General features: G+C 72.3%; 19 protein-coding genes. 12 read left to right on the top strand and 7 right to left on the bottom strand.

Going from position 1 to position 22734, the window contains the following annotated elements; translation table 11 throughout:
- Positions 1-31: 31 nt before the first annotated feature.
- Complete coding sequence (locus FDO69_RS17200; protein ID WP_104780705.1) at positions 32-640, bottom strand: NADPH-dependent FMN reductase; 609 nt, start codon at positions 638-640, stop codon at positions 32-34.
- Between the two features lie 267 nt (positions 641-907).
- Here FDO69_RS17200 and FDO69_RS17195 point away from each other — a divergent pair, with 267 nt between their 5' ends.
- Positions 908-1429, top strand: a complete 522-nt coding sequence (locus FDO69_RS17195; RefSeq protein ID WP_104780704.1) for a hypothetical protein — start codon at positions 908-910, stop codon at positions 1427-1429.
- A 164-nt stretch (positions 1430-1593) separates the two neighbouring features.
- A complete protein-coding gene (locus FDO69_RS17190) occupies positions 1594-2199 on the top strand; it encodes a class F sortase (RefSeq protein ID WP_104780831.1) in 606 nt (201 codons plus the stop codon).
- Here the strand turns inward: FDO69_RS17190 and FDO69_RS17185 are convergent.
- Positions 2137-2529 (bottom strand): winged helix-turn-helix transcriptional regulator, encoded by a 393-nt coding sequence (locus FDO69_RS17185; RefSeq protein ID WP_104780703.1) that lies wholly within the window; start codon positions 2527-2529, stop codon positions 2137-2139. The two genes, FDO69_RS17190 and FDO69_RS17185, sit on opposite strands and share 63 nt — an antisense overlap.
- A gap of 105 nt (positions 2530-2634) precedes the next feature.
- Here FDO69_RS17185 and FDO69_RS17180 point away from each other — a divergent pair, with 105 nt between their 5' ends.
- On the top strand, positions 2635-3528 hold the full coding sequence (locus FDO69_RS17180) for an NAD(P)-dependent oxidoreductase (RefSeq protein ID WP_104780702.1): 894 nt from the start codon (positions 2635-2637) through the stop codon (positions 3526-3528).
- 242 nt (positions 3529-3770) lie between these two features.
- Here the strand turns inward: FDO69_RS17180 and FDO69_RS17170 are convergent, their stop codons facing one another.
- Complete coding sequence (locus FDO69_RS17170; protein WP_104780701.1) at positions 3771-4553, bottom strand: sulfite exporter TauE/SafE family protein; 783 nt, start codon at positions 4551-4553, stop codon at positions 3771-3773.
- 183 nt (positions 4554-4736) lie between these two features.
- Between FDO69_RS17170 and FDO69_RS17165 the strand changes: the two genes are divergently transcribed.
- From FDO69_RS17165 to FDO69_RS17145, 5 genes are all read left to right on the top strand, one after another.
- The gene (locus FDO69_RS17165; RefSeq protein ID WP_104780700.1) at positions 4737-5954 is read left to right on the top strand and encodes an NAD(P)/FAD-dependent oxidoreductase; all 1218 of its coding nucleotides are present in this window, start codon (positions 4737-4739) and stop codon (positions 5952-5954) included.
- A complete protein-coding gene (gene nirB / locus FDO69_RS17160) occupies positions 5954-8563 on the top strand; it encodes a nitrite reductase large subunit NirB (RefSeq protein WP_104780699.1) in 2610 nt (869 codons plus the stop codon). The genes FDO69_RS17165 and nirB overlap by 1 nt, the downstream gene beginning before the upstream one ends.
- Positions 8560-8910 (top strand): nitrite reductase small subunit NirD, encoded by a 351-nt coding sequence (gene nirD / locus FDO69_RS17155; RefSeq protein ID WP_104780698.1) that lies wholly within the window; start codon positions 8560-8562, stop codon positions 8908-8910. Before nirB ends, nirD begins: the two co-directional genes overlap by 4 nt.
- 45 nt (positions 8911-8955) lie before the next feature.
- Positions 8956-9531, top strand: coding sequence for a TetR/AcrR family transcriptional regulator (locus FDO69_RS17150; protein WP_104780697.1), 576 nt, complete (start codon positions 8956-8958; stop codon positions 9529-9531).
- A 228-nt stretch (positions 9532-9759) separates the two neighbouring features.
- Positions 9760-10527 carry an SDR family NAD(P)-dependent oxidoreductase gene (locus tag FDO69_RS17145; RefSeq protein WP_167526623.1) on the top strand — a complete coding sequence of 256 codons (768 nt, stop codon included), beginning with the start codon at positions 9760-9762 and terminating at the stop codon, positions 10525-10527.
- Between the two features lie 197 nt (positions 10528-10724).
- Here FDO69_RS17145 and FDO69_RS17140 read toward each other — a convergent pair whose 3' ends face one another.
- Together FDO69_RS17140 and FDO69_RS17135 are read right to left on the bottom strand one after the other, a co-directional pair.
- The gene (locus FDO69_RS17140; RefSeq protein ID WP_420878516.1) at positions 10725-12557 is read right to left on the bottom strand and encodes a SulP family inorganic anion transporter; all 1833 of its coding nucleotides are present in this window, start codon (positions 12555-12557) and stop codon (positions 10725-10727) included.
- Between the two features lie 383 nt (positions 12558-12940).
- Positions 12941-13546 carry a carbonic anhydrase gene (locus FDO69_RS17135; RefSeq protein ID WP_104780695.1) on the bottom strand — a complete coding sequence of 202 codons (606 nt, stop codon included), beginning with the start codon at positions 13544-13546 and terminating at the stop codon, positions 12941-12943.
- A gap of 217 nt (positions 13547-13763) precedes the next feature.
- Here FDO69_RS17135 and FDO69_RS17130 point away from each other — a divergent pair, with 217 nt between their 5' ends.
- The 4 genes from FDO69_RS17130 (at position 13764) to FDO69_RS17115 (ending at position 18205) form a co-directional block, all read left to right on the top strand.
- Positions 13764-14627 (top strand): response regulator transcription factor, encoded by an 864-nt coding sequence (locus FDO69_RS17130; RefSeq protein ID WP_104780694.1) that lies wholly within the window; start codon positions 13764-13766, stop codon positions 14625-14627.
- Positions 14624-16111, top strand: a complete 1488-nt coding sequence (locus tag FDO69_RS17125; RefSeq protein WP_104780693.1) for a sensor histidine kinase — start codon at positions 14624-14626, stop codon at positions 16109-16111. The genes FDO69_RS17130 and FDO69_RS17125 overlap by 4 nt, the downstream gene beginning before the upstream one ends.
- Before the next feature lie 302 nt (positions 16112-16413).
- Positions 16414-17571 carry an alkaline phosphatase PhoX gene (locus FDO69_RS17120; RefSeq protein WP_104780692.1) on the top strand — a complete coding sequence of 386 codons (1158 nt, stop codon included), beginning with the start codon at positions 16414-16416 and terminating at the stop codon, positions 17569-17571.
- Between the two features lie 115 nt (positions 17572-17686).
- Complete coding sequence (locus FDO69_RS17115) at positions 17687-18205, top strand: NUDIX hydrolase (RefSeq protein ID WP_104780691.1); 519 nt, start codon at positions 17687-17689, stop codon at positions 18203-18205.
- Positions 18206-18326: 121 nt separating this feature from the next.
- Here the strand turns inward: FDO69_RS17115 and ppdK are convergent, their stop codons facing one another.
- Together ppdK and FDO69_RS17105 are read right to left on the bottom strand one after the other, a co-directional pair.
- Entirely contained in the window at positions 18327-21074 is a 2748-nt protein-coding gene (gene ppdK, locus FDO69_RS17110) for a pyruvate, phosphate dikinase (protein ID WP_420878512.1), read from the bottom strand.
- A gap of 406 nt (positions 21075-21480) precedes the next feature.
- Complete coding sequence (locus FDO69_RS17105; RefSeq protein WP_170320896.1) at positions 21481-22707, bottom strand: ROK family transcriptional regulator; 1227 nt, start codon at positions 22705-22707, stop codon at positions 21481-21483.
- Positions 22708-22734 lie beyond the last annotated feature (27 nt).

Below are 22734 nucleotides of genomic sequence, written 5' to 3'. Positions count from 1 at the left end.
GGTGTGAGGGGCGTGTGCGCCTGATGCGGGCTCAGTCCCCGTACGGCCACCTCCCCCTGGCCTCCCGCAACGCACGGCCCCACCACACCAGTTGATCCAGCATGGTCTTCGCCGCCGCGTCCGGGCCGGAGGGGTCGCGCAGGGCGCCCCGGTCGTCGAAGGCGGCACCGGCGTTGTGGAAGGAGACGGTGTCGCGGACCGTCACGGCGTGCAGCTCCGCGAAGACCTGACGCAGGTGCTCCGCGGCGCGCAGCCCGCCGGACAGACCACCGTAGGAGACGAGGCCGACGGGCTTGGCCTGCCATTGCGTGAAGTGCCAGTCGACGAGGTTCTTCAGGCCCGCCGGGAAGGAGTGGTTGTACTCGGGGGTGAGGACCACGAAGGCGTCCGCACGGGCCAGCTTCGGGGTGATGCCGGACAGCGCGGCGGTCGCCTCCGGGGTCGGTTCGAGGGACATGGGCAGGGCGGCCTCGGCGACGTCCACGACCTCGGCGACCAGGTCGTCCCGGTCCCGGATGCGGGCGAGGAGCCAGTCGGCGACGACGGGGCCGAAGCGGCCGTGGCGGTTGCTGCCCACGACCAGGGTCAGGCGGAGCGTCTCGGTCGCGGCAGCGGCTGAGTCGGTGGCGATGGGAGTCATGCGCCCCAGCCTCATACCTCAACCATTCTTGAGGTCAAGCTCCGGCGCGCACACCCGGGTCACCCGTTCACACGCGCACCCCGCGCATTTCCGCACCCTGTCCGCCGAACGCCCGTGACCTGCCGAAACGGTCGTGACGAGCAGCCGGTTCAGCGCTCCCTGACACCCATTCACCCCAATTCTGACGCCCCCTCAGCAAGCGCGGTCGTCCCGCTGCCCGTTACCTCGAAGGGCAGGCGCACGACCGAACCGCTCGAGGGAGCACCGATGCGACGTACCGCCCGGCCGCTGACCGCCACCGCGTTCGCCGTCGCCGCCGTGGCCCTCGCCTCCGCCCCCGCCCACGGCGCGTCCGCCGACGGCCTGGAGGTGTCCCCGGCGTCGGTCGTGCCCGGGGGGCAGGTCACTGTACGCGCGGCGGCCTGCGGCGACGGCGGCTCGGCGACGGGTGACGCCAGTGCGGTCGGGGCGGGTTCCCTCGGCCTGGTGCCGGACGCGCACGGGCAGGACGCGACCGGGCGGTTCAGGGTGCCGCCGAGTGCGCAGCCGGGCACGTACGAGATCACCGCGACCTGCGGCGGCAGCGGCCGGCTGGTCACCGGGGACGTGGTGGTCACGCTGACGCCGGTGCGCGGGCAGGTGCATCCCCGGGGGAGTGTGAAGACGGGGGTCGGCGGCGCACTGGGCCCCGATCCCGTGCAGACCGCGGCCGGTGTGGCGGCTCTCGCCGTCGCCGCCGCGGGCGGTACCTGGCTCCTGCATCGCCGGGCGAGAGGCGACGGGATCTGACGGACACCCTCCGCTGTCCGTCGCCGGTACCGCATGTCCCTCCCCCTCCGGGTCCGACGCCCCTCGCGGCCCGGAGGGGGCACGGGGCCGAGGCTCAGAAAGGGGTGGGTGTGCGCAGGTTCCCCAGGTTCGGCAGCGGCGTCCGCGATCCCGCGAACGCGGCCATGGCGGCCGTCACGGTGTTCGCCCTGTGCTCGGGGGTGTGGCTGCTGCGCAACGGCGCCGAGACGCACGCCCCGCCGCAGCCGTCCGCCGCGCAGGCCCGGGCCGGGCTGGGCGGCCTGGCCGGTGAGCGGCCGGCCGTGCCCGCGCTGCCGCCCTCGCCGCCCGACCGCATCCGCATCCCCGCGATCCGGGTCGACGCTCCGCTGACGGGGCTCGGCCTGACGAACACCGGCAGCCTCGACGTGCCGCCCGCCGCGGACGAGAACCTCGCCGGCTGGTACGAGTCCGGCACCACCCCCGGTGAGCCGGGCACGGCGATCGTCGCCGGGCATGTCGACAACGCCGACGGCCCCGCCGTCTTCTACGACCTCGGCGTCCTGGCCCGGGGCAGCACCATCGAGGTGGACCGGCGGGACGGCGGCGTCGCGGTGTTCACCGTGGACGCCGTCGAGGTGTACGCCGCGAAGGCCTTCCCCGACGAGAGGGTCTACGGTGCCGCCCGCCGCCCCGAGCTGCGGGTCATCACCTGCGGCGGCGGCTGGTCACGCGGCACCGGGTACCAGGGCAACGTCGTCGTCTTCGCCCACCTGACCGGCAGCCGGTGACGCTTTGAGGACGTTGGCCCTGCCCCAGGCACCCAGCGGTGCCAGCGCCCGGTTCAGGGAGACACCCCGGGCCGTCAGCGAGTACTCCACCCGCGGCGGCACCTCGTCGTACGCCTCGCGGTGCACCAGCCCGTCGGCCTCCATCTCCCGCAGGTGCGAGGCGAGCACCTTCTCGGTGACGCCCGGCAGTTCGCGGCGCAGCTCCCCGAAGCGGCACGCCCGCTCGTTCAGCGCCCAGAGGATCAGCACCTTCCACTTGCCGCCGATCACGTCCATCGCCGCGTCGATCCCGCACACGTACGCCCCCGGCCGCCGCCCGGTCGTCCCCATGCCCCGCCCCTCCCCTTGCGCTGCCTGCACCCTTCCCCCGGAGTAACCACCCACTTCGAAGTACGTACTTGAGCAGGTGCTTCCCCTGCGACGAGCCTAAACGCCATGACCGACACCGCAGTTGCCTCCCGTACTCCTCTGACTCTTCTCGGCACCGGGGCCATGGGCACCGCCCTCGCCCGCGTCTGGCTGGCCGCCGGGCACGAGGTGACCGTCTGGAACCGCACCGCCGCCCGTGCCGAGGCCCTCGCCGCGGAGGGCGCCAGGGTCGCCGCGAGCGCCGCCGGGGCCGTGGCCGCGAACCGGCTCGTGATCGCCTGCCTGCTGGACGACACCTCCGTGGGCGAGGCCCTCGACGGGATCTCACTCGCGGGGCGGGACCTGGTGAACCTCACCACCGGCACCCCGGCCGAGGGCCGTGCGCGGGCCGTCTGGTCCGAGGCGCGCGGCGCGCGCTTCCTGGACGCCGGGATCATGGCCGTCCCGCCGATGATCGGCGCCCCGGGCTCCGGCGGCTACGTCCTCTACAGCGGCTCCGCCGAGCTGTTCGAGGAGCACCGCGACACGCTCGCCGTCCCGGCCGGCACCCGTTACGTCGGGGCCGACCCGGGCTTCGCCGCGCTGCACGACGTGGCACTGCTGAGCGCGATGAGCGGCATGTTCGCGGGCATCGCCCACGCGTTCGCGCTGATCCGCCCGGAGGACATCGCGCCGAAGGACTTCGCACCACTGCTCGTGGACTGGCTCACCGCGATGGCCCCGGCCGCGCACCAGAGCGCGGAACGGCTCCAGAGCGGCGACTACACCCGGGGCGTCGTCTCCAACCTCGCGATGCAGGTGGCGGGCAACGCCACCCTGCTGCGCACGGCCGAGGAGCAGCAGGTCAGTCCGGAGCTGCTGACGCCGTACACGGAGCTCATGGAGCGCCGGCTCGCGCAGGGGCACGGGGACGAGGACGGGACGGGGGTGGTCGAGCTGCTGGACACGCGACGGTCCTAGCCTCGCGGCAGGCCCCGTTCGCCCCGTCGCGGCGCTGGGCCGTGTCCGCAAAGTCCCGTCGTTCGCCCGGAGGGCGGGCCCCGCGGCGTCTGGTGCGTGCTCTCGGCGTGCCGGGCGGAGTCCCTCGTACTGGACGTACTTGGGGCTTCGTCCGGTGCGGCGAGTGGGGGGGCCCCCTGCTCGAAGAGCTCGGGGGAGCGTGCCAGGCGTCGCGGGGCAGGCGGGACTTTGCGGACACGGCCTTAGGCGACCCACTGCTCGTACGCCAGGTTCCCCACCAGGGCGAAGACGACCGTCAGGAGCACGATGCGGACGAAGCCGCTGCCCTGCTTCAGGGCGGTGTGGGCGCCGAGGGTGCCGCCCGCCAGGTTGAAGACGGCCATCATGGCGGCCAGTTGCCACAGGACGGCGCCCTGCCAGGCGAAGGTGGCCAGCGCCCCCGCGTTGGTGCAGCAGTTGACGATCTTCGCGGTGGCGGAGGCCGTGACGAGGTCGAGGTGGAGGATCGCGGTGAGCGCGAGGACCAGGAACGTGCCGGTGCCGGGGCCGATCAGACCGTCGTAGAAGCCGATGCCGAGGCCCGCGAGGCCGATCGCGGCGAGGATGCGGCGGCGGGTGGCCGGGCCGGTCGCGGGGGCCGTGCCGAAGGCGGGCCGCAGGATCACGAAGGCGGCGACCCCGAGCAGCACCACCATGATCACCGGCTTGAGGACGTCGGTGCTCATTCCGGCCGCGAAGAAGGCCCCGGCGGAGGAACCGGCGAGGGCGGCCAGCCCGATGCGGACGGCGGTACGGACATCCACCGGGGCCTTGCGGGCGTAGGTCACGGCCGCCCCCGTGGTGCCGACGATGGCGACGGCCTTGTTGGTGCCCAGCGCGTGCGCGGCGGGTGTGTTCGCGGGCAGTCCGAGCAGCAGCACCGGCAGCAGCAGGAGGCCGCCCCCGCCGACCACGGCGTCGATCCACCCGGCGGCGAGGGCCGCGACGCAGAGCAGAACGATCATGGTCAGCGATATGTCGGGCATGATCGCGAGCTTATGCGAGAGTGGTGCGGCGCCAGGACGACGCCGGTGCGACGGCCCTCACAGCCACCGTCGTCGCAGTTCAGGAACCCTCACACCCACCGGCGCTCCCCGCTGAGGGCAGCGTTCCCCGCGGGAAACAGTGGTGATGCTGCCGGGTAACACCGGCACCGCACGCTCGAGTACATGACCTCGAATGAGCGTGTGGTGGTGATCGGCACCGGCCTCGCGGGCGTACGGCTCGCCCGGCGGCTCGGTGAGCTCGGCACGCCCGCGCTGCTGATCGGCGAGGAGGAGCACCGGCCCTACAACCGGGTCCTGCTCGCCGAGGTGCTGGCCGGACGGTACAGCCCCGAGGTGATCGCCCTGCCGGCGCCGGCCCGGATCGTGCGCGGCCGGGTCGTCGGTGTGGACCGCGTGCAGCGGACCGTCGCCTGCGCGGACGGGACGGTGATCGCATACGACCGGCTCGTTCTCGCGACCGGCTCCAATCCCGTACTGCCGCCGCTGCGGGGGCTGTTCACCGAGAATCACGAACTGCCCGAGGGTGTGCACGCCTTCCGGACCATGGACGACTGCCTCGGGCTGTCGAAGGCGGTCCGGCCGGGCGCGCGGGCCGTCGTCGTCGGCGGTGGTCTCCTCGGCGTGTCGGCGGCCCGGGCCCTCGCCCTGCGCGGCGCCCAGGTCGTACTCGCCCAGCAGTCCGAGCGACTGATGGAACGCCAGCTCGACCCGGCCGCCTCGAAGCTCGTCAAGCGGCACCTGACCGACCTGGGCGTCGAGGTGCACACCGAGTGCCGGGTGCGGGACGTGCGCTGCGTCGGCGGCGCGGTCCGCTCGGTGGAGATGGCCGACGGATACGCGCTCGACGCGGACCTGGTGGTCGTCGCCTGCGGTGTCCACCCCCGGGTCGGTCTCGCGCAGGACGCCGGACTCGACGTCCGCAAGGGCGTCGTCGTCGACGACGAGCTGCGCACCTCCGACCCGTACATCCACGCCGTCGGCGACTGCGCCCAGCACGCCGACGTGCTCTACGGACTCGCCACTCCGGCGCTCGAACAGGCCGACGCCCTGGCCGAGTTGCTGGCCGGGGACACGAACGCCCGGTACACCGGCACGCGCTCGCTGACCCGGCTCACCCTCACGGGGCACGACAGCCCCTTCGACCTCGCCGCGTTCGGCGAGACCGAGGCGCTCCCGGGCGACGACGTCGTCCAGCTCGCCGACGCCACCCGCGGCACCTACCGCAAGGTCGTCGTCCGCGACGACCGCCTGGTCGGCGGGGTCCTCGTCGGCGAACTCGGCACCGTCGGCGCGCTCGCCCGCGCCTGGGAGGGAGCAGAGCCGCTCCCCTCCGACGGCGGCCCTCTGCTCCACCTGCTCACCAACGATGGAGGCTCCTGATGACGGCCACCCAGGGGACGACCCCCACGATCGTGCTCGTCGGCCACGGCATGGTCGGCCAGCGCTTCCTCGAAGCGCTCGCCGAGCGCGGCCTGACCGCCACGCACCGCGTGGTCGTACTCTGCGAGGAGCCGCGTCCGGCCTACGACCGCGTCGCCCTCACCTCGTACTTCTCGGGGAAGACGCCCGAGGACCTCTCCATGACCGACATGGAGTTCATCACCACGCACGGCATCGAGCTGTACGTCGGCGACCCGGCCGAGACCGTCGACCGTGAGGCGAAGAAGGTCACGGCCCGCTCGGGCCAGGTCTTCGACTACGACACCCTCGTCCTGGCCACCGGCTCCTTCCCCTTCGTCCCGCCGGTCCCGAACAAGGACGCCGAGGGCTGTTTCGTCTACCGCACGATCGAGGACCTGCTCGCGATCGAGGAGTACGCAAAGTCCAAGGCGACGGTCGGCGCGGTGGTCGGCGGTGGCCTGCTCGGACTGGAAGCGGCCGGCGCGCTGAAGGGCCTCGGACTCACCTCCCACATCGTGGAGTTCGCGCCCCGGCTGATGCCCGTCCAGGTGGACGACGGCGGCGGAGCCGCGCTGCTGCGCACCATCGAGGAGATGGGCCTGACCGTCCACACGGGCGTCGGCACGCAGGAGATCGTGGTCGGCGAGGACGGCGCCGTCACCGGCATGAAGCTCTCCGACGGCTCCGAACTCGCCGCCGACATGGTGGTGTTCTCCGCCGGTGTGCGCCCCCGCGACCAGCTGGCCCGCGACTGCGGACTGACGGTCGGCGAGCGCGGCGGCATCACGGTCGACGAGCAGTGCCGTACGGTCGCCGACCCGCACGTCTTCGCGATCGGCGAGTGCGCGCTGGCCTCCGACGGCCGGGTCTACGGCCTGGTGGCCCCGGGCTACGAGCAGGCCGAGACGGCGGCGGCCACGATCGCCTCGGACGAGGCGTCCTTCACCGGCGCCGACCTGTCCACCAAGCTGAAGCTGCTCGGCGTGGACGTGGCGTCCTTCGGCGACGCGCACGGCACCGCCGAGGACTGCCTGGACGTCGTCTACTCCGACTCCCGCGCCGGCCTGTACAAGAAGCTGGTCATCGGCCGTGACGGCACGCTGCTCGGCGGCATCCTGGTCGGCGACGCGGACGCCTACGGCACCCTGAAGGCCTTCACCGGTTCGGTCCCGCCGGTCTCGCCCGAGTCGCTGGTGCTGCCGGCCGGGGCCGGGGAGTCCGTGCAGCTCGGCCCGTCCGCGCTGCCGGACGAGGCGATCGTCTGCTCCTGCCACAACGTCTCCAAGGGCACGATCCGCGGCGCGGTCACCGACCACCAGTGCACGACCGTGCCCGAGGTCAAGAAGTGCACCAAGGCCGGCACCGGCTGCGGCTCCTGCGTGAAGGTCCTCGGACAGCTCGTCAACGCCGAGCTGGAGGCGAGCGGCGTCGAGGTCGACAAGGGCCTGTGCGGCTGCTTCGGGCAGACCCGCGAGGAGCTGTACGAGATCGTCCTCGCCCTGCGCATCACCTCCTTCCAGGACCTGCTGGACCGGCACGGCCGCGAGGAGGCCCGGGGCGGTGACGGCTGCGAGGTCTGCAAGCCGGCCGTCGGCTCGATCATCGCCTCCCTCGCCCCGACGATCGGCGCGAGCGGCTACGTCCTGGACGGCGAGCAGGCGGCCCTTCAGGACACCAACGACCACTTCCTGGCCAACCTGCAGAAGAACGGCTCCTACTCGGTCGTGCCGCGTATCCCCGGCGGCGAGATCGCCCCGGAGAAGCTGATCGTGATCGGCGAGATCGCCCGCGACTTCGGCCTCTACACGAAGATCACCGGTGGTCAGCGGATCGACATGTTCGGTGCCCGCGTCGAGCAACTGCCGCTGATCTGGGCCCGGCTGGTGGACGCCGGCTTCGAGTCCGGCCACGCCTACGGCAAGTCGCTGCGCACGGTGAAGTCCTGCGTCGGCCAGACCTGGTGCCGCTACGGCGTCCAGGACTCCGTGAAGATGGCGATCGACCTGGAGCTGCGCTACCGGGGGCTCCGCTCGCCCCACAAGCTCAAGTCGGCGGTCTCGGGCTGCCAGCGCGAGTGCGCGGAGGCCCAGTCGAAGGACTTCGGCGTGATCGCCACCGCCAACGGCTGGAACCTGTACGTCGGCGGCAACGGCGGCGCCACGCCCCGCCACGCCGACCTGCTGGCCCAGGACCTGTCGGACGCCGAACTGGTCCGCCTGATCGACCGGTTCCTGATGTTCTACATCCGTACCGCCGACCGTCTGGAGCGCACGTCGACCTGGCTGGAGCGGATCCCCGGCGGCCTCGACCACGTGCGGGACGTCGTCGTCCACGACTCGCTCGGCATCTGCGACGAGCTGGAGCAGCTGATGCGGGCACATGTCGCGCACTACCGCGACGAGTGGGCCGAGACCATCAACGACCCCGAGAAGCTCGCCCGGTTCGTGTCCTTCGTGAACGCGCCGGACACCCCGGACCCCGTTGTCGCCTTCGTGCCCGAGCGCGACCAGATGAAGCCCGACCTGCCGCTGCTGTCCATCGGCATGCGACCCGCCGCTGACGTACTGGAAGGAAGCGCCCAGCGATGACCCTGGCACCCGAGACCACCGACCTCACGATCGAGATCGCCCTGGACGACGACTGGTTCACGGTCTGCGACCTGCGCGCACTGCTCCCGGGCCGCGGGGTGGCCGCACTGCTGCCGGACGGCCGGCAGGCCGCGGTCTTCCGCGACCGCTCCGGTGACCTGTTCGCCATCGACAACCGCGACCCCTTCACCGGCGCGGCCGTCCTCTCCCGGGGCCTCACCGGCACCCACCAGGGCCGCCCCTTCGTCGCCTCGCCCCTGCTGAAGCAGCGCTTCGACCTGTCGTCGGGCCAGTGCCTGGACGACGAGACGGTCCGGGTGACGGCGTACAAGGTGCGGACCTCGTAGCACCTTTATTGACTGATCGTTCTCGATAAGCCTAGGCTGCGGTACGTGGCCAGGACCAAGGAGTTCGATCCGGACGCCGCGCTCCAGGCAGCTCTCGAGCTGTTCTGGCGGCGCGGCTACGAGGCGACGTCGATGTCCGACCTCGTCGCACACCTCGGCGTGGGGCGCGCCAGCATCTACGCGACCTTCGGCAGCAAGCACGAGCTGTATCTGAAGGCACTGGACCGCTATCGTGACCCGCAGTTGCTGAGCGAGCTGTCACTGCCGGGGCCCGCACTGCCCGCCGTACGGGCGGTGGTGCGCCGCTTCGCCGCCGAGTCCACGGCCGAAGACCGTCGACTGACCGGCTGTTTCATCGTCAACACGGCCGTCGAACTGGCGCCGCACGACAGCGCCGCGTGCCGCCGCGTGGAGCGCAGCTGGGACCAGCTGGAGACCCTGTTGCGGTCGGCCCTGGTCCGCGCGCAGGCCCAGGGCGAACTGGACGAGGGCCGCGATCCGCACGCCCTCGCCCGCATGCTGCTGGTCCTGATGCAGGGGCTGCGGGTCGTCGGCAAGGCGTCGGCGGACCCGAGCCGGGTGCGGGACGCCGCGGAGCAGGCCCTGGCCCTGCTCGACTGAGACGGGCACCCTCGGGTGCCCTTTCTCATGCCCGCATACTGAACCGATCAGTCAAGAAAACCACACGGCCGCAAGCCACACGGTCGAAAGCCACACGGCCACACCCACACCCGCACGGCCAAACCGCCACACGGCCACACGGCCACACGGCCACCCGGCCACCCGGCCACCCGGCCACCCGGCCACAGGCAACGGGGCCACAGGTTCGCAAGCTCACAAGGGGAGATCATGACGCAGCGCTTCACCGGCAGGACCGCCCTCGTCACCGGCGCGGGCTCCGGCATCGGACGTGCCACCGCCCTCGCGTTCGCGGCGGAGGGCGCCCACGTCGTCGTCGCGGGACGGCGCCGGGAGCCGCTCGACGAGACCGTGACGCTGATCGAGGAGTCGGGCGGCAAGGCCCTGGCCGTCACCGCCGACGTCACCCGGGCCGCCGACCTGCGGGACCTGGTCGACGCCACGGTTGATCACTTCGGCTCGCTCGATGTCGCGGTGAACAACGCGGGGGTCCTGGAGGCCGGCGGGCGGCCCGCCGCGGACATCCCGGAGGACGCCTGGCGCCGGATGCTCGACATCAACGTCACCGGGGTGCTGCTCGCCCTCCAGGCGGAGGTGCGTCAGATGCGCACCCAGCCGGGCGGCGGCGCCATCGTCAACATCGCCTCCCGCATCGGCGTCCACGGCCGCATCCCCGGCATGACCGCCTACGGCACCACCAAGGCGGCCGTGTCGGTCCTCACCCGCGGCGCCGCCCTGGACCACATCGCCGACGGCGTCCGCATCAACGCCGTCTCACCCGGCGCCAGCGCCACCACCATGTCCTTCAAGCCGGGCGAGACGGAGGCCGACCGCGCGGAGCGCATGCGGACCGCGGTACCGGTCGGCCGTGTCTCGACGGTCGAGGAGATCGCGGCCGCCGTGCTGTACCTGGCCTCGGACGACGCGGCGTCCATCGTGGGCACCGACCTGGTGGTGGACGGCGGTTCCACGGCCTGAGCCGGTTCAGGGCCCGGTGGCCGCGCCGTCGTGGACGCATGCCGGGGAGCGGGGGGCGTCGGCGGCGCCTTCGCGGTGGGGCCAGTCACCGAAGTCGTGGTCCCGGCCCCGCACGCGAACGCGGTGGCGTGCACGCCCACTCGGGTGTGCACGCCACCGCGGCATGTCCCGCGGCAGCCGCCGGTCGCGCGGGTGGGTCAGCCCACGAGGGGCGAGCGCGCCTGCTCCTCCGGCAGGGGCCGGGTGTCGAGGTAGAACCACTCGGCGTCGGCGGTCGGCCAGGGCGACGGCCCGGCCGCCTCCTCCGGCGCGGTGGGCCGGGTCGACAGTTCGGCCGCCTGCTCCTGCGCGGCGGGCCAGGGTGACGGCCCGGCCGCCCCCTCCTGCGCGATGGGCCAGGGCGACCGCCCGGCCTCCTCCTGCGCGATGGGCCAGGGCGACGGCCCGGCCTCCTCCTGCGCGGTGGGAACCGGGCGCCTGGGCAGTGGCGCCGTGGCCGGAGCCTCGAAGGCGGGCGTCCCGGAACCGGCCGGCTTCGCCTCCCCCGGCATCAGCAGCTCCACCCGCAGCCCCAGTCCCCGCTGCTGGGCGGTGAACTCCTCGACCTGGTTGCGGCAGGCGTGGTCCAGGTGGGTCACACCGGTCAGGTCGAGCCGGATCCGCGGCTTCCCGGACGCGGCGGCCGCCTCCAGCGCGTCGATCACCTTCGGCAGCCGCAGGAACGTGGCGTTGCCCGCCATGACGACCTTCGCCGTGTCCTGCTCGACGTGCTGGCGGATCACGGTCTGCGACATGCGCAGCGCGGCCAGCACGATCCCGGCGGCGAGACCGAACAGCACGCCCTCCAGCAGCGCCGTCGCCACGATGACCAGCATGGTCATCGTCATCACCGCGAACTCGCCCCGGTCCTGCCGCCACATCTTCGGGAACTCGGCGGGCCCGAACAGCTTCCAGCCGCTGTGCACGAGGACGCCGGCCAGCACGGAGATCGGGATCAGCGCGAGCACCTGCGGCAGCAGCAGCGCGAACGCGAGCAGCCACAGGCCGTGCAGGGTGCGGGAGAGCCGGGTCCTGGCCCCGGCCTGGACGTTGGCCGAACTGCGCGCCACCACCGCGGTGATGGGGAGCGCGCCCAGGAGGCCCGCGACGGTGTTGCCGGCGCCCTGCGCGATCAGCTCGGTGTTGTAGCGGGTGCGCGGCCCGCTGTGCATCCGGTCCACGGCGGCGGCCGTGAACAGGCTCTCCGCGGACGCGATGACCGTGAAGGTGAGGATGGCGGTGATGATCGTCCCGTCGGCGAGTCCCGCGAACTGCCCGGCCCCCGGCACGTCCACCGAGTTGAGCAGGTTGCCCACCTGGAGCGTCTTCACGTCCACGCCGGGCAGTGCAGCGACGAGCACGCCGATGCCCACGGCGACCAGGGCGGCGGGGATCTTCCCGGCCGGTCCGGGCACCTTCTTCCAGACGAAGCTGAGCACGATCGTGACGACGCCGAGCAGGGTGGCGATCAGCGCCTGCGGGTCGGTCAGGATGCCGGTCAGCAGCCCGGGGATCCCGGCCATGTTCTCGATCGGGGTGCCGGGGGCCTTGGCGTCGGCCATCGGGTAGGCCTGGCTGAACATCAGCGGTACGCCGATGCCGGCGAGCATGCCCTGGACGACGGCGACGGAGATGGCCTGGAACATCCGGCCGAGGCGTACCAGTCCCAGGATGATCTGGAGGATGCCGGCGAACAGCACGATCACGCCGAGCATGGCCACGCCGACCTCGGCGACGGTCTCCGCGACCAGCGCGGCGAGCCCCGCGGCCGGGCCGCTGACCTGGAGCGTGCTGCCCCGGACCGCGCCGACGACAAGGCCGCCGATCACCCCGGAGATGATGCCGAGTTCGGCGGGGACGCCCGAGGCGACGGCGACACCGATGCACAGCGGCAGGGCGACGAGGAAGACGACGAGGGAGGCGGTGATGTCGGTGACGACGTCGCCCCTCGCGCTCCCCTTGCCTCCACCGCCCTTGGCACCACTCACCAGGCCACGGACCAGCCCACCGAGCGCACCGCCGCCCGCGCTGCCCGGGCCGCCGGGGGTGGTGGAGCGACCGGCGGCATCCGGACGACCGGGAAGATCCCCATCCGACCAGGCCTGCCCCTCCCTCACCGGACCTGCATCCGACCAGCCCCGCCCGTCCCCCACCGGACCTGCGCCCGACCAGCCCCGCCCGTCCCCCACCGGACCTGCGCCCCACCAGCCCCGCCCGTCCCCCACCGGACCTGCGCCCGACCAGCCCCGCCCGTCCCCCACCGGACCTGCGTCCGACCAGCCCCCCGAATCCCCGACCGGCCCCCCACCCGACGGCTCCCCGTATCGCCCGCCCCCCGGGCCTCCCCAGGTCCGCCCCCGCGCATGCGCCCCGCTCACGCGGCGTGCACCCGGAAGTCGCCGTCGTCGCCGAGTTCGTACACGAAGCCGGTGTCGACCTCGTAGTACCAGCCGTGCAGCCGGAGCCGGCCCGAGTCGAGACGTTGCCGCACCACGGGGTAACTCCGCAGTGCCGTCAGCTGGTTGACCACGTTGCCCTGGGAGACCTCCGGCAGGGACGGGTCGTCCGGCGCGGTCTCCAGTACGGAGGTCAGCTCCGGGCGGGCGATGCGCAGCCAGGCGTCCACGCCGGGCAGTGCCGACAGGTCGCCGCCGGACTTCAGCGCCCCCATCGCACCGCAGTGTGAGTGACCGCACACCACGATGTCCTGAACCCCGAGCACCTCCAGCGCGTACTCGATGGTGGCCGCCTCCCCACAGGCCCCGGGCCGTCCGTAGGGCGGCACGATATTTCCCGCGTTCCGGAGCTCGAATATCTCCCCGGGTCGCGCACCCGTGATCAGCGCGGGGATGACCCGCGAGTCCGAGCAGGTAATGAACAACACCTCCGGATATTGCCCTTCAGCCAGTTTCCGGAATTCGCCGCTGTCGAAATCGGGGCGCGTCCTGAACGCACGGGCACGGTCCAGCAAAGCCTTCAACACACTCTCCTGAGCTGGGTGTTCATCCGATGCGCCCCACCGTAGACCGCGCACCTACAGAGGAAGGTTAAGCAAAGTACAGAGCCCGGACAGTAATTGAACATTCTTTGCCCCCGTTCCCAGACCTGGCGTCTTCTTGTAGCGTGTGAACTCCGCGGCAGGGAATACGAATTGACGCTGCGCGGATTCATGCCGGTTTCACGGAGAGACAGGACGTATGGGCCTACGAGTGCTGCTCATCGAAGACGACGAGACGATCGCCGAGCCGCTCACCGAAGGGCTCGGCCACTTCGGGCTGACGGTCGACCACGTCGCCACCGGGACGGACGGCCTGAGAGGCCCTTACAACGACGTGGTCCTGCTCGACCTGGGGCTGCCGGACATGGACGGCATCGATGTCTGCCGCGGCATCCGGCAGGTCTCGGACGTACCCATCGTCATCCTCAGCGCACGCGGCGAGGAGGCCGACCGCGTCCTGGGGCTGGAGCTGGGCGCCGACGACTACCTGGCGAAACCTTTCAGCGTGCGCGAACTGGTCGCCCGGGTCCGTGCCGTGACCCGCCGCACCCAACGCACCCAACGCACCCAACGCACCCAACGCACCCACCAGGCGTTTCCCGAGGCCACCGGTCCTGCTCCGGGCACGCGGGGCACCCCCGAGCCGCCGCCGTACGAGCTGGCTCCGGCGTCCGCCCCCGGACCGGCCCCGGCGCTGTCCTACGAAGCTCCCGCGACCACCTCGTACGACCCCGCCCCCGACCCGCCGCACGACCCCGGCCCACTCGTCGTGGACCGCCGTACCCGCCAGGTCTGGGTCGGTGACGCCCCCGTCCTGCTCACGCCCAAGGAGTTCGACCTGCTGGCGCTGCTCAGCGAGGACCCGGGCGCGGTGTACTCGCGGCAGCAGATCCTCGACCGCGTCTGGGACCCGCACTACGACGGACCGACCAAGACCCTGGACGTCCATGTGGCCGCGCTGCGCCGCAAGCTGGGGCACCCGGCGTGGATCAGGACGCTGCGGGGCGTCGGGTTCCGGCTGTCGGCGCACACGGGGCCGACCGCGCAGGTGGCCTCTCCGTGACCCGTCGGCTGCTGCTCAGCTACCTCAGCCTCGCGGCGCTGGTGCTGCTCTGCCTGGAGATCCCGCTGGGCTTCGTCTACTCGCGCGGCGAGCGGGAGCGGGTCGTCAACGCGGCGAAGGACGAGGCCGAGTCGGTCTCCGCGTACGCCGCGCTGTCCCTCGCGGCGGGGCGGGCCGAGCGGGACCTGCCCACGCGGGTGGCGCACTGCGCGGAGCGCATCGGCGGGAAGGTGGTGATCGTCGACGTCCGGGGCGCGCCGCTCGCCACCTCGCACCCGGTGGACGCCGGGGTCTTTGGCGGCCTGGCCGCGCGGCCGGGCATCGCGGCCGCGCTGCGGGGCACGTCGACGGTGGACGTGCGTACCTCCACGATCGGCGGGGTCGAGTATCTGTCCGTGGCCGCGCCGGTCGGCCAGGAGGCGCGGCCGGTCGGCGCGGTGTGGCTGACGGTGCCCACCCGGACGGTGCACGAGCGTGTCCACCATGTGTGGCTGCTGTTGGTGCTGGGCGGACTGGCCGTGCTGACGGCGGTCGCCGTGGTCGGGTTCGCGTTCGCCCGCTGGGCGGGCCGCCCCATCCGCGAACTGGAGCAGGCCACGCACGACTTGGCCGACGATGGCCGGTTCGCCCCGGTGACGGTCACGAAGGGGCCGCCGGAGGTCCGCAGTCTGGCCGCCGCCTTCAACCACACCGCTGCCCGGCTCGCCCATCTGCTGGCGTCCCAGCGGGCGTTCGCCGGCGAGGCCTCGCACCAGCTGAAGACGCCCCTGGCGGCGCTGCGGCTGCGCCTGGAGAACCTGGAGCCGGACATCGCCGCCCGGGCCCGGGGCAGCCTCACCGCCGCCGTCACGGAGACGGACCGGCTGGCCCGGATGGTCGAGCACCTGCTGGCCATGGCCCGGCTGGAGGAGCACGCCGCCATTCCCGCCACCGTCGACCTGGGCACGGTCTGCGCGGAGCGGCACCGGACGTGGCAGCCCCTGTTCGCGCGGGAGGGCGTCTCCCTCGTGCTCTTCGCGGGGAGCGTGGGCCCGGTGCTCGCGGTGCCCGGGGCCGTCGAGCAGATCATGGACAACCTGCTGTCCAACGCCCTGCGGGCGTCCCCGGCGGGCAGCACCGTCACCATCGAGCTGCGGTTGCCGGCCCCGCCGCGGCGGGCGTTGCGTGACGGCAGGCCCCGCTGGGTCGACCTGCACGTCACCGACGAGGGCCCGGGCATGACGGAGGAGCAGCGGACGCGCGCCTTCGACCGTTTCTGGCGCGCCCCGGGCGCGCCCAAGGGCGGTACGGGACTCGGTCTCGCCCTGGTGCAGCGCCTCGCCCTCGCCAGCGGCGGCGAGGCGGTGCTGCGCGCGGCGGCGACCGGCGGCCTGGACGTGGTGATCCGGCTGCCGTCCGCGCGGCCGTCGGGCGAGGCCGGTCCGGGGCCGGGCGGCGACCGCCCGAGGAGGCCGAGACGTCAGGCACCGGCACTGCCGGCGTAGGCAGAGGCAGCAGAGGCAGAGGCAGCGAGCAGCACAGGCGGCACGTGCAGCACGCAGCGCAGACGCCACTACCAGCACACACCGCAGACGCCACGAACAGCACACAGCACAGCGCCACGAACAGCACAGGTGCGACGAACAGCACGCGGTGCAGGCAGCACCGGCGGCGCGCGCCTGCCGCCCCACGGCCACGAGTTGTCCATGTCCCGTCAATCCGGCTCCCTTAGCGTCCTTCCCGCCTCCCCCACGCACGACCCTGCCGTCGACCGACGGCAGGGCGGTACGGCACCCTTGGAGTGAGAGTGGAACGTCGTCACCTCCTGCGTGCGGCCGTCCTCGGTGGCGCGTCGGCCGCTCTGGGCGGAACCCTCTGGCGCGGCGCCGCCTACGCGGCCCCGGCCCAGCCCGGCACCGGCCCCTACGGGCCGCTGGGCTCCCCGGACGCCAACGGCATCAGACTCCCCGCCGGTTTCACGAGCCGGGTGATCGCCCGGTCGGGCCAGCGGGTCGGGAGCACGTCGTACACCTGGCACAACGCCCCGGACGGCGGCGCCTGTTACGCCGACGGCACGGGCTGGATCTATGTCTCCAACTCCGAGATCAATCCCTCGGGCGGCGCGAGCGCGGTGAGGTTCTCGTCGACGGGCGCGATCACCGGCGCGTACCGCATCCTCTCCGGCACCCGGCAGAACTGCGCGGGCGGCAAGACCCCGTGGAACACCTGGCTGTCCTGCGAGGAGGTGTCCCTCGGCTACGTCTACGAGACCGACCCGTGGGGCACGAACGCGGCGGTGCAGCGGGCGGCGATGGGCCGCTTCAAGCACGAGGCGGCGGCCGCCGACCCGGTGCGCAGGGTGATCTACCTGACGGAGGACGAGACGAACGGCCGCTTCTACCGCTTCGTCCCGACGACCTGGGGCAACCTGTCGTCCGGCACACTCCAGGTCATGGTCGCGGGCAGCGCCACGAGCGGCTCCTTCACCTGGGCCGACATCCCCGACCCGGACGGCTCCCCCACCGCCACCCGCTCCCAGGTATCCGGCTCGAAGTCCTTCAACGGCGGCGAGGGCTGCCACTACGCGAACGACACGGTCTGGTTCACCACCAAGGGCGACAACCGCGTCTGGCAGCTCAACCTCCTCGACGACACCTACGAGCTGGCCTACGACGACTCCCTCGTCAACGGCACGGCCCCGCTCACCGGCGTCGACAACATCACCGGCGCCTCCTCCGGCGACCTCTTCGTCGCCGAGGACGGCGGCACCATGGAGATCTGCGTCATCACCCCGGACGACGTCGTCGCCTCGTTCCTGCGCGTCGACGGCCAGTCCGCCTCGGAGATCACCGGCCCGGCCTTCTCCCCGGACGGCACCCGCCTCTACTTCTCCAGCCAGCGCGGCACCAGCGGCAGCTCCTCGGGCGGCATCACCTACGAGGTGACGGGCCCGTTCCGCTCGTGACGGGGGGCGCGTGCGCCCCCTGAGCCGGACCCGCCGGTGACCATCGGCGGGCCCGGCCGTTCCACCGGTTGGGCAGTTCGCAGCGGGCTGTCCAGCCGACGGAAGGAACACCACCGTGGACACGACCGTGCCCGTACCGGACGCGCCGGGTGTGCTGCCCCGTGCCGAGTGGGTCAGGACATTGCCGCAGACCATCGTCGCGTCCTGCGTCCTGCTGTTCGACGCCGAGGACCGGATCCTGCTGCTGCGCTACGCCGGGGGCCTGCCCGCCGCCGGGCTCTGGGGGCTGCCGGGCGGCATGCTCGACCACGGTGAGGACCCCGTCGGGGCCGCGCGCCGGGAGCTGCACGAGGAGACCGGCATCACCCTGGAAGAGGACCTGCGGTTCCTCGGGTACGACCACCGGGCCGATGTGCTGGAGACGGGACCGGTGATCGACTTCTACTTCCACGGTGGCCGGCTCCCGGCCGGGCAGCCCGTCCGGCGCAGCTCGGAGCACGACCACCACGGCTTCTTCGCCCTCGCCGACCTGGAATCCACCCCGCTGGCGACGGGGCTGCCCACCCTCACCGCGCTGCTGGACGCGGCCCGGACCGGCAGCGTCGTATGCCTGCGGGAAGGGCTCGCCGGCTAGGCGGGGACGCCGAAGGGGCGGCACCTCCGCACAGGTGCCGCCCCTTCGTCTCGTGCTCCGGAGCCGCCGCGATCGGTGAGGGTCGGGGACCGCCGACGGCTCCGGGTTCTCCACCCCCGGGTCAGCGGTGGTCGCTGCCCTGGGACTGGACCGCCGCCCGGCCCGCTTCCAGGCGGGCCACCGGGATGCGGAACGGGGAGCAGGAGACGTAGTCGAGTCCGACCTCGTGGAAGAAGTGGACCGACTCCGGGTCGCCGCCGTGCTCGCCGCAGACGCCGAGCTTGAGGTCGGGGCGGGTCTCGCGGCCGGCCTTGGCGGCCAGCTTCACCAGCGAGCCGACACCGTCCTTGTCGATCGTCTCGAACGGGGAGACCCCGAAGATGCCCTTCTCCAGGTACGCCGTGAAGAAGGAAGCCTCCACGTCGTCCCGGCTGAAGCCCCACACCGTCTGGGTGAGGTCGTTCGTGCCGAAGGAGAAGAACTGCGCGGCCTCGGCGATCTGACCGGCGGTCAGCGCGGCGCGCGGCAGCTCGATCATCGTGCCGATGGACAGCTTCAGCTGGGCGCCCGAGGCCGCCTCGACCTCGGCGATGACCGTGTCGGCCTCCTCGCGCACGATCTCCAGCTCCTGGACCGTGCCCACGAGCGGGATCATGATCTCGGCGCGCGGGTCGCCCTTGGCGGCCTTGCGCTCGGCCGCGGCCTCGGCGATCGCCCGGACCTGCATGGTGAACAGGCCGGGGATGACCAGGCCGAGACGGACACCGCGCAGACCCAGCATCGGGTTCTGCTCGTGCAGCCGGTGCACGGCCTGGAGGAGGCGCAGCTCGTTCTCGTGCGGCTCCTGGCGGGACTCGGCGAGGGCCACGCGGACGGACAGCTCGGTGATGTCCGGGAGGAACTCGTGCAGCGGCGGGTCGAGCAGGCGGACGGTGACCGGGAGGCCGTCCATCGACTCGAAGAGCTGCACGAAGTCCTGCTTCTGGAGCGGCAGCAGCTGCTTGAGGGACTCCTCGCGCTCGGTGTCCGTGTCGGCGAGGATCAGCCGCTCCACCAGCTCGCGCCGGTCCCCGAGGAACATGTGCTCGGTGCGGCACAGGCCGATGCCCTGGGCGCCGAACCGGCGGGCGCGCAGCGCGTCCTCGGCGTTGTCGGCGTTGGCGCGCACCCGCAGCCGCCGCTTGCGGTCGGCGAAGGCCATCATGCGGTGGACGGCCTCGACCAGCTCGTCGGCGTCGTCGGCGCCCGGGTGCATCCGGCCCTCGAAGTACTCCACGACCGGCGACGGCACGACGGGTACCTCACCGAGGTAGACCTTGCCGGAGGAGCCGTCGATGGAGACCACGTCGCCCTCCTCGACGACGTGCCCGCCCGGCACGGTCATCCGGCGGCGCTTGGTGTCGACCTCCAGCTCCTCGGCGCCGCAGACACAGGTCTTGCCCATGCCGCGCGCGACCACGGCCGCGTGGGAGGTCTTGCCGCCGCGGGAGGTCAGGATGCCCTCGGCGGCGATCATGCCGTCCAGGTCGTCGGGGTTGGTCTCGCGGCGGATCAGGATGACCTTCTCGCCGGAGCGGGACCACTTGACGGCCGTGTAGGAGTCGAAGACGGCCTTGCCGACGGCCGCGCCCGGGGAGGCGGCGATGCCGCGGCCGACCTGCGAGACCTTCGCGTCCTCGTCGAAGCGCGGGAACATCAGCTGCGCGAGCTGGGCGCCGTTGACGCGGGTGAGCGCCTCGGCCTCGTCGATCAGGCCCTGGTCCACCAGCTGCGTCGCGATGCGGAAGGCCGCGCCCGCGGTGCGCTTGCCAACTCGGGTCTGGAGCATCCAGAGCACACCGCGCTCGATGGTGAACTCGATGTCGCAGAGGTCCTTGTAGTGGTTCTCCAGCGTCTCCATGATCTGCATCAGCTGGTCGTACGACTTCTTGTCGATCTGCTCCAGCTCCGCGAGCGGCACGGTGTTGCGGATACCCGCCACGACGTCCTCGCCCTGCGCGTTCTGCAGGTAGTCGCCGTAGACGCCCTGGTGGCCGGAGGCGGGGTCGCGGGTGAAGGCGACGCCGGTGCCGGAGTCGGGGCCGAGGTTGCCGAAGACCATGGAACAGACGTTGACCGCCGTGCCGAGGTCGCCGGGGATGCGCTCCTGGCGGCGGTAGAGCTTGGCCCGGTCGGTGTTCCAGGAGTCGAAGACCGCGTGGATGGCGAGGTCCATCTGCTCGCGCGCATCCTGCGGGAAGTCCCGGCCGGCCTCGGTCTTGACGATCTTCTTGAACTTGGTGACCAGCTTCTTGAGGTCGGCCGCCTCCAGCTCGGTGTCGACCGTGACCTTCTTGGCCGCCTTGGCCGCGTCCAGCGCGTCCTCGAACAGCTCGCCGTCGACGCCCAGGACGGTCTTGCCGAACATCTGGATGAGGCGGCGGTAGGAGTCCCAGGCGAACCGGTCGTCGCCGGCCTGCTTGGCGAGGCCCTGGACCGACTTGTCGGAGAGGCCGATGTTGAGGACGGTGTCCATCATGCCAGGCATGGAGAACTTGGCGCCGGAGCGCACCGACACCAGCAGCGGGTCGTCGGCCTGGCCGAGCTTCTTGCCCATGCGGGCTTCGAGGGCGTCGAGGTGAGCGCTCACCTCGTCACGCAGTGCCGCCGGTTCCTCGCCGCTGTCCAGGTAGACCTTGCAGGCCTCGGTGGTGATGGTGAACCCGGGCGGGACCGGAAGGCCCAGGTTCGTCATCTCGGCGAGGTTCGCGCCCTTGCCACCGAGGAGGTCCTTGAGGTCCTTGTTGCCCTCGGTGAAGTCATAGACGAACTTCACGCCCTCAACGCTCGCGGCCTGCTCGGCTACCGGGAGATCTTTGTTTTCCGACACGGGTCTCGACTCCTCGAGGACGCGGTGGCTGCCCTGACGGGCAGGAACATACCCAGATCAAAGGCGTCTGGGTACGTCCACTTGTGCGTCATGCGCCTGTAACCACTCGTCCGCCAGCGGATCGAAAGTCAAGGCTGAGCAAGCGATCGCAGCCGCATGTTTTCATTTCTTGAACGCAAGAGCCTTCCTGGACCCCTCCGAGCGCTCATGTGAGCAGAGATTCCGCACATTTGATTTCGCTCGATGAACGATCAAAGGGTGGCACTCAGTGCCACCCTTTGGAGAAGTGCAGCCGCTCACGATCCGCTCATCTGAGCGCAGCCCTTATCAGGGGTGGCGAGAATCACGCTGCCACAGGCGCCGGGATTTCACCATGCGGACGTGTTCCGGGACCGAAACGCGGCCGTCACACCCCGAGTGCGCGCAGCCGTTCCTCGGCCCGCTCGGGCGCGTAGAGGTGCTCCACCACCATCGCACCGGCTCCGACCAGCGCGGCCCGGTCACCCAGCCGTGCGGTCACGACCTCCAGGTGTGCGGTGGAGCGGGGCAGCGCCCGCTGGTACAGCAGTTCGCGCACGCCCGTCAGGAAGGGGGTTCCGGCCAGATCCCCGGCGATCATCAGGACACCGGGGTTGAGCAGTGTCACGACGGTCGCGAGGACGTCCCCGACGCGGCGCCCGGCCTCCCGGGCGAGCCCGACCGCCTCCGGATGCCCGGCCGCCAGCAGATCCCGTACGTCCGAGCCGGAGGCCGCCGGCACCCCCGCCTCCGCCAGCCGCCGGGCCACGGCGCCGCCGCTCGCGACGGCGGCCAGACAGCCGTAGGAACCGCACCGGCACAGCGCCCCGGCGCCCTCCGGCACCCGGATGTGCCCGATGTCGCCGGCGCCGCCGTCGATGCCCCGGAACACCGAGCCGTCCACCACGACCCCGGCGCCGATGCCGGTGGAGACCTTGACCAGTACGAAGGCGGAGCAGTCGGGGTAGGCGGTGCGCTGTTCGCCGTACGCCATGAGGTTGGCGTCGTTGTCCACCAGCACCGGCACGCCGGCGGCGTCCGCGTGCTCGGTGAGCGCCCGGGCCAGCCGGCCCCTTATGTCGTAGCCGTCCCAGCCGGGCATGATCGGCGGCTGGACGACGCGGCCGGTCTCGATGTCGACCGGGCCGGGCACCGCGAGCCCGACCCCGCACACCGCCGCGACCTCGTGCCCGGACTTCTCCAGCAGCTCGGCGAACCAGCGGCCGAGTTCGCCGAGGACGGTGTCGGGCCCGTCCTCGACGACGAGGGTGCCGGAGTGCTCGGCGAGGATCTCGCCGGACAACGACAGGACCGCCGCCCGGGCGTGCCGGGTGTCGAGGTCGGCTGCCAGGACCACCGCGTGCTCGTCGTCGAACTCCAGGGTGATGGAGGGCCGCCCGCCCAGCGGCGAGTCCACCGGCCCCCCGGCGCCCTCGCGCAGCCAGCCCGCGCGGAAGAGCCGGTCCAGCCGCTGCCCGACGGTGGCCCGGGACAGTCCGGTCGCCTGCTGCAGCGCACCCCGGGTCACGGCGCGGCGACTGCGCACCAGTTCGAGCAGATCGCCGGCGCTCGCCTGGCCCGCGCCTCGTCCGGTTCTCCCGGGCTGTCCGGTCATGTACACCCCCTTGTGTTTCCCAACCCT

It is taken from the genome of Streptomyces tibetensis, from assembly GCF_007655005.1.
GTDB classification, from domain to species: Bacteria; Actinomycetota; Actinomycetes; order Streptomycetales; family Streptomycetaceae; genus Streptomyces; species Streptomyces tibetensis.
This window is presented reverse-complemented; position numbering and strand designations above follow the sequence as displayed.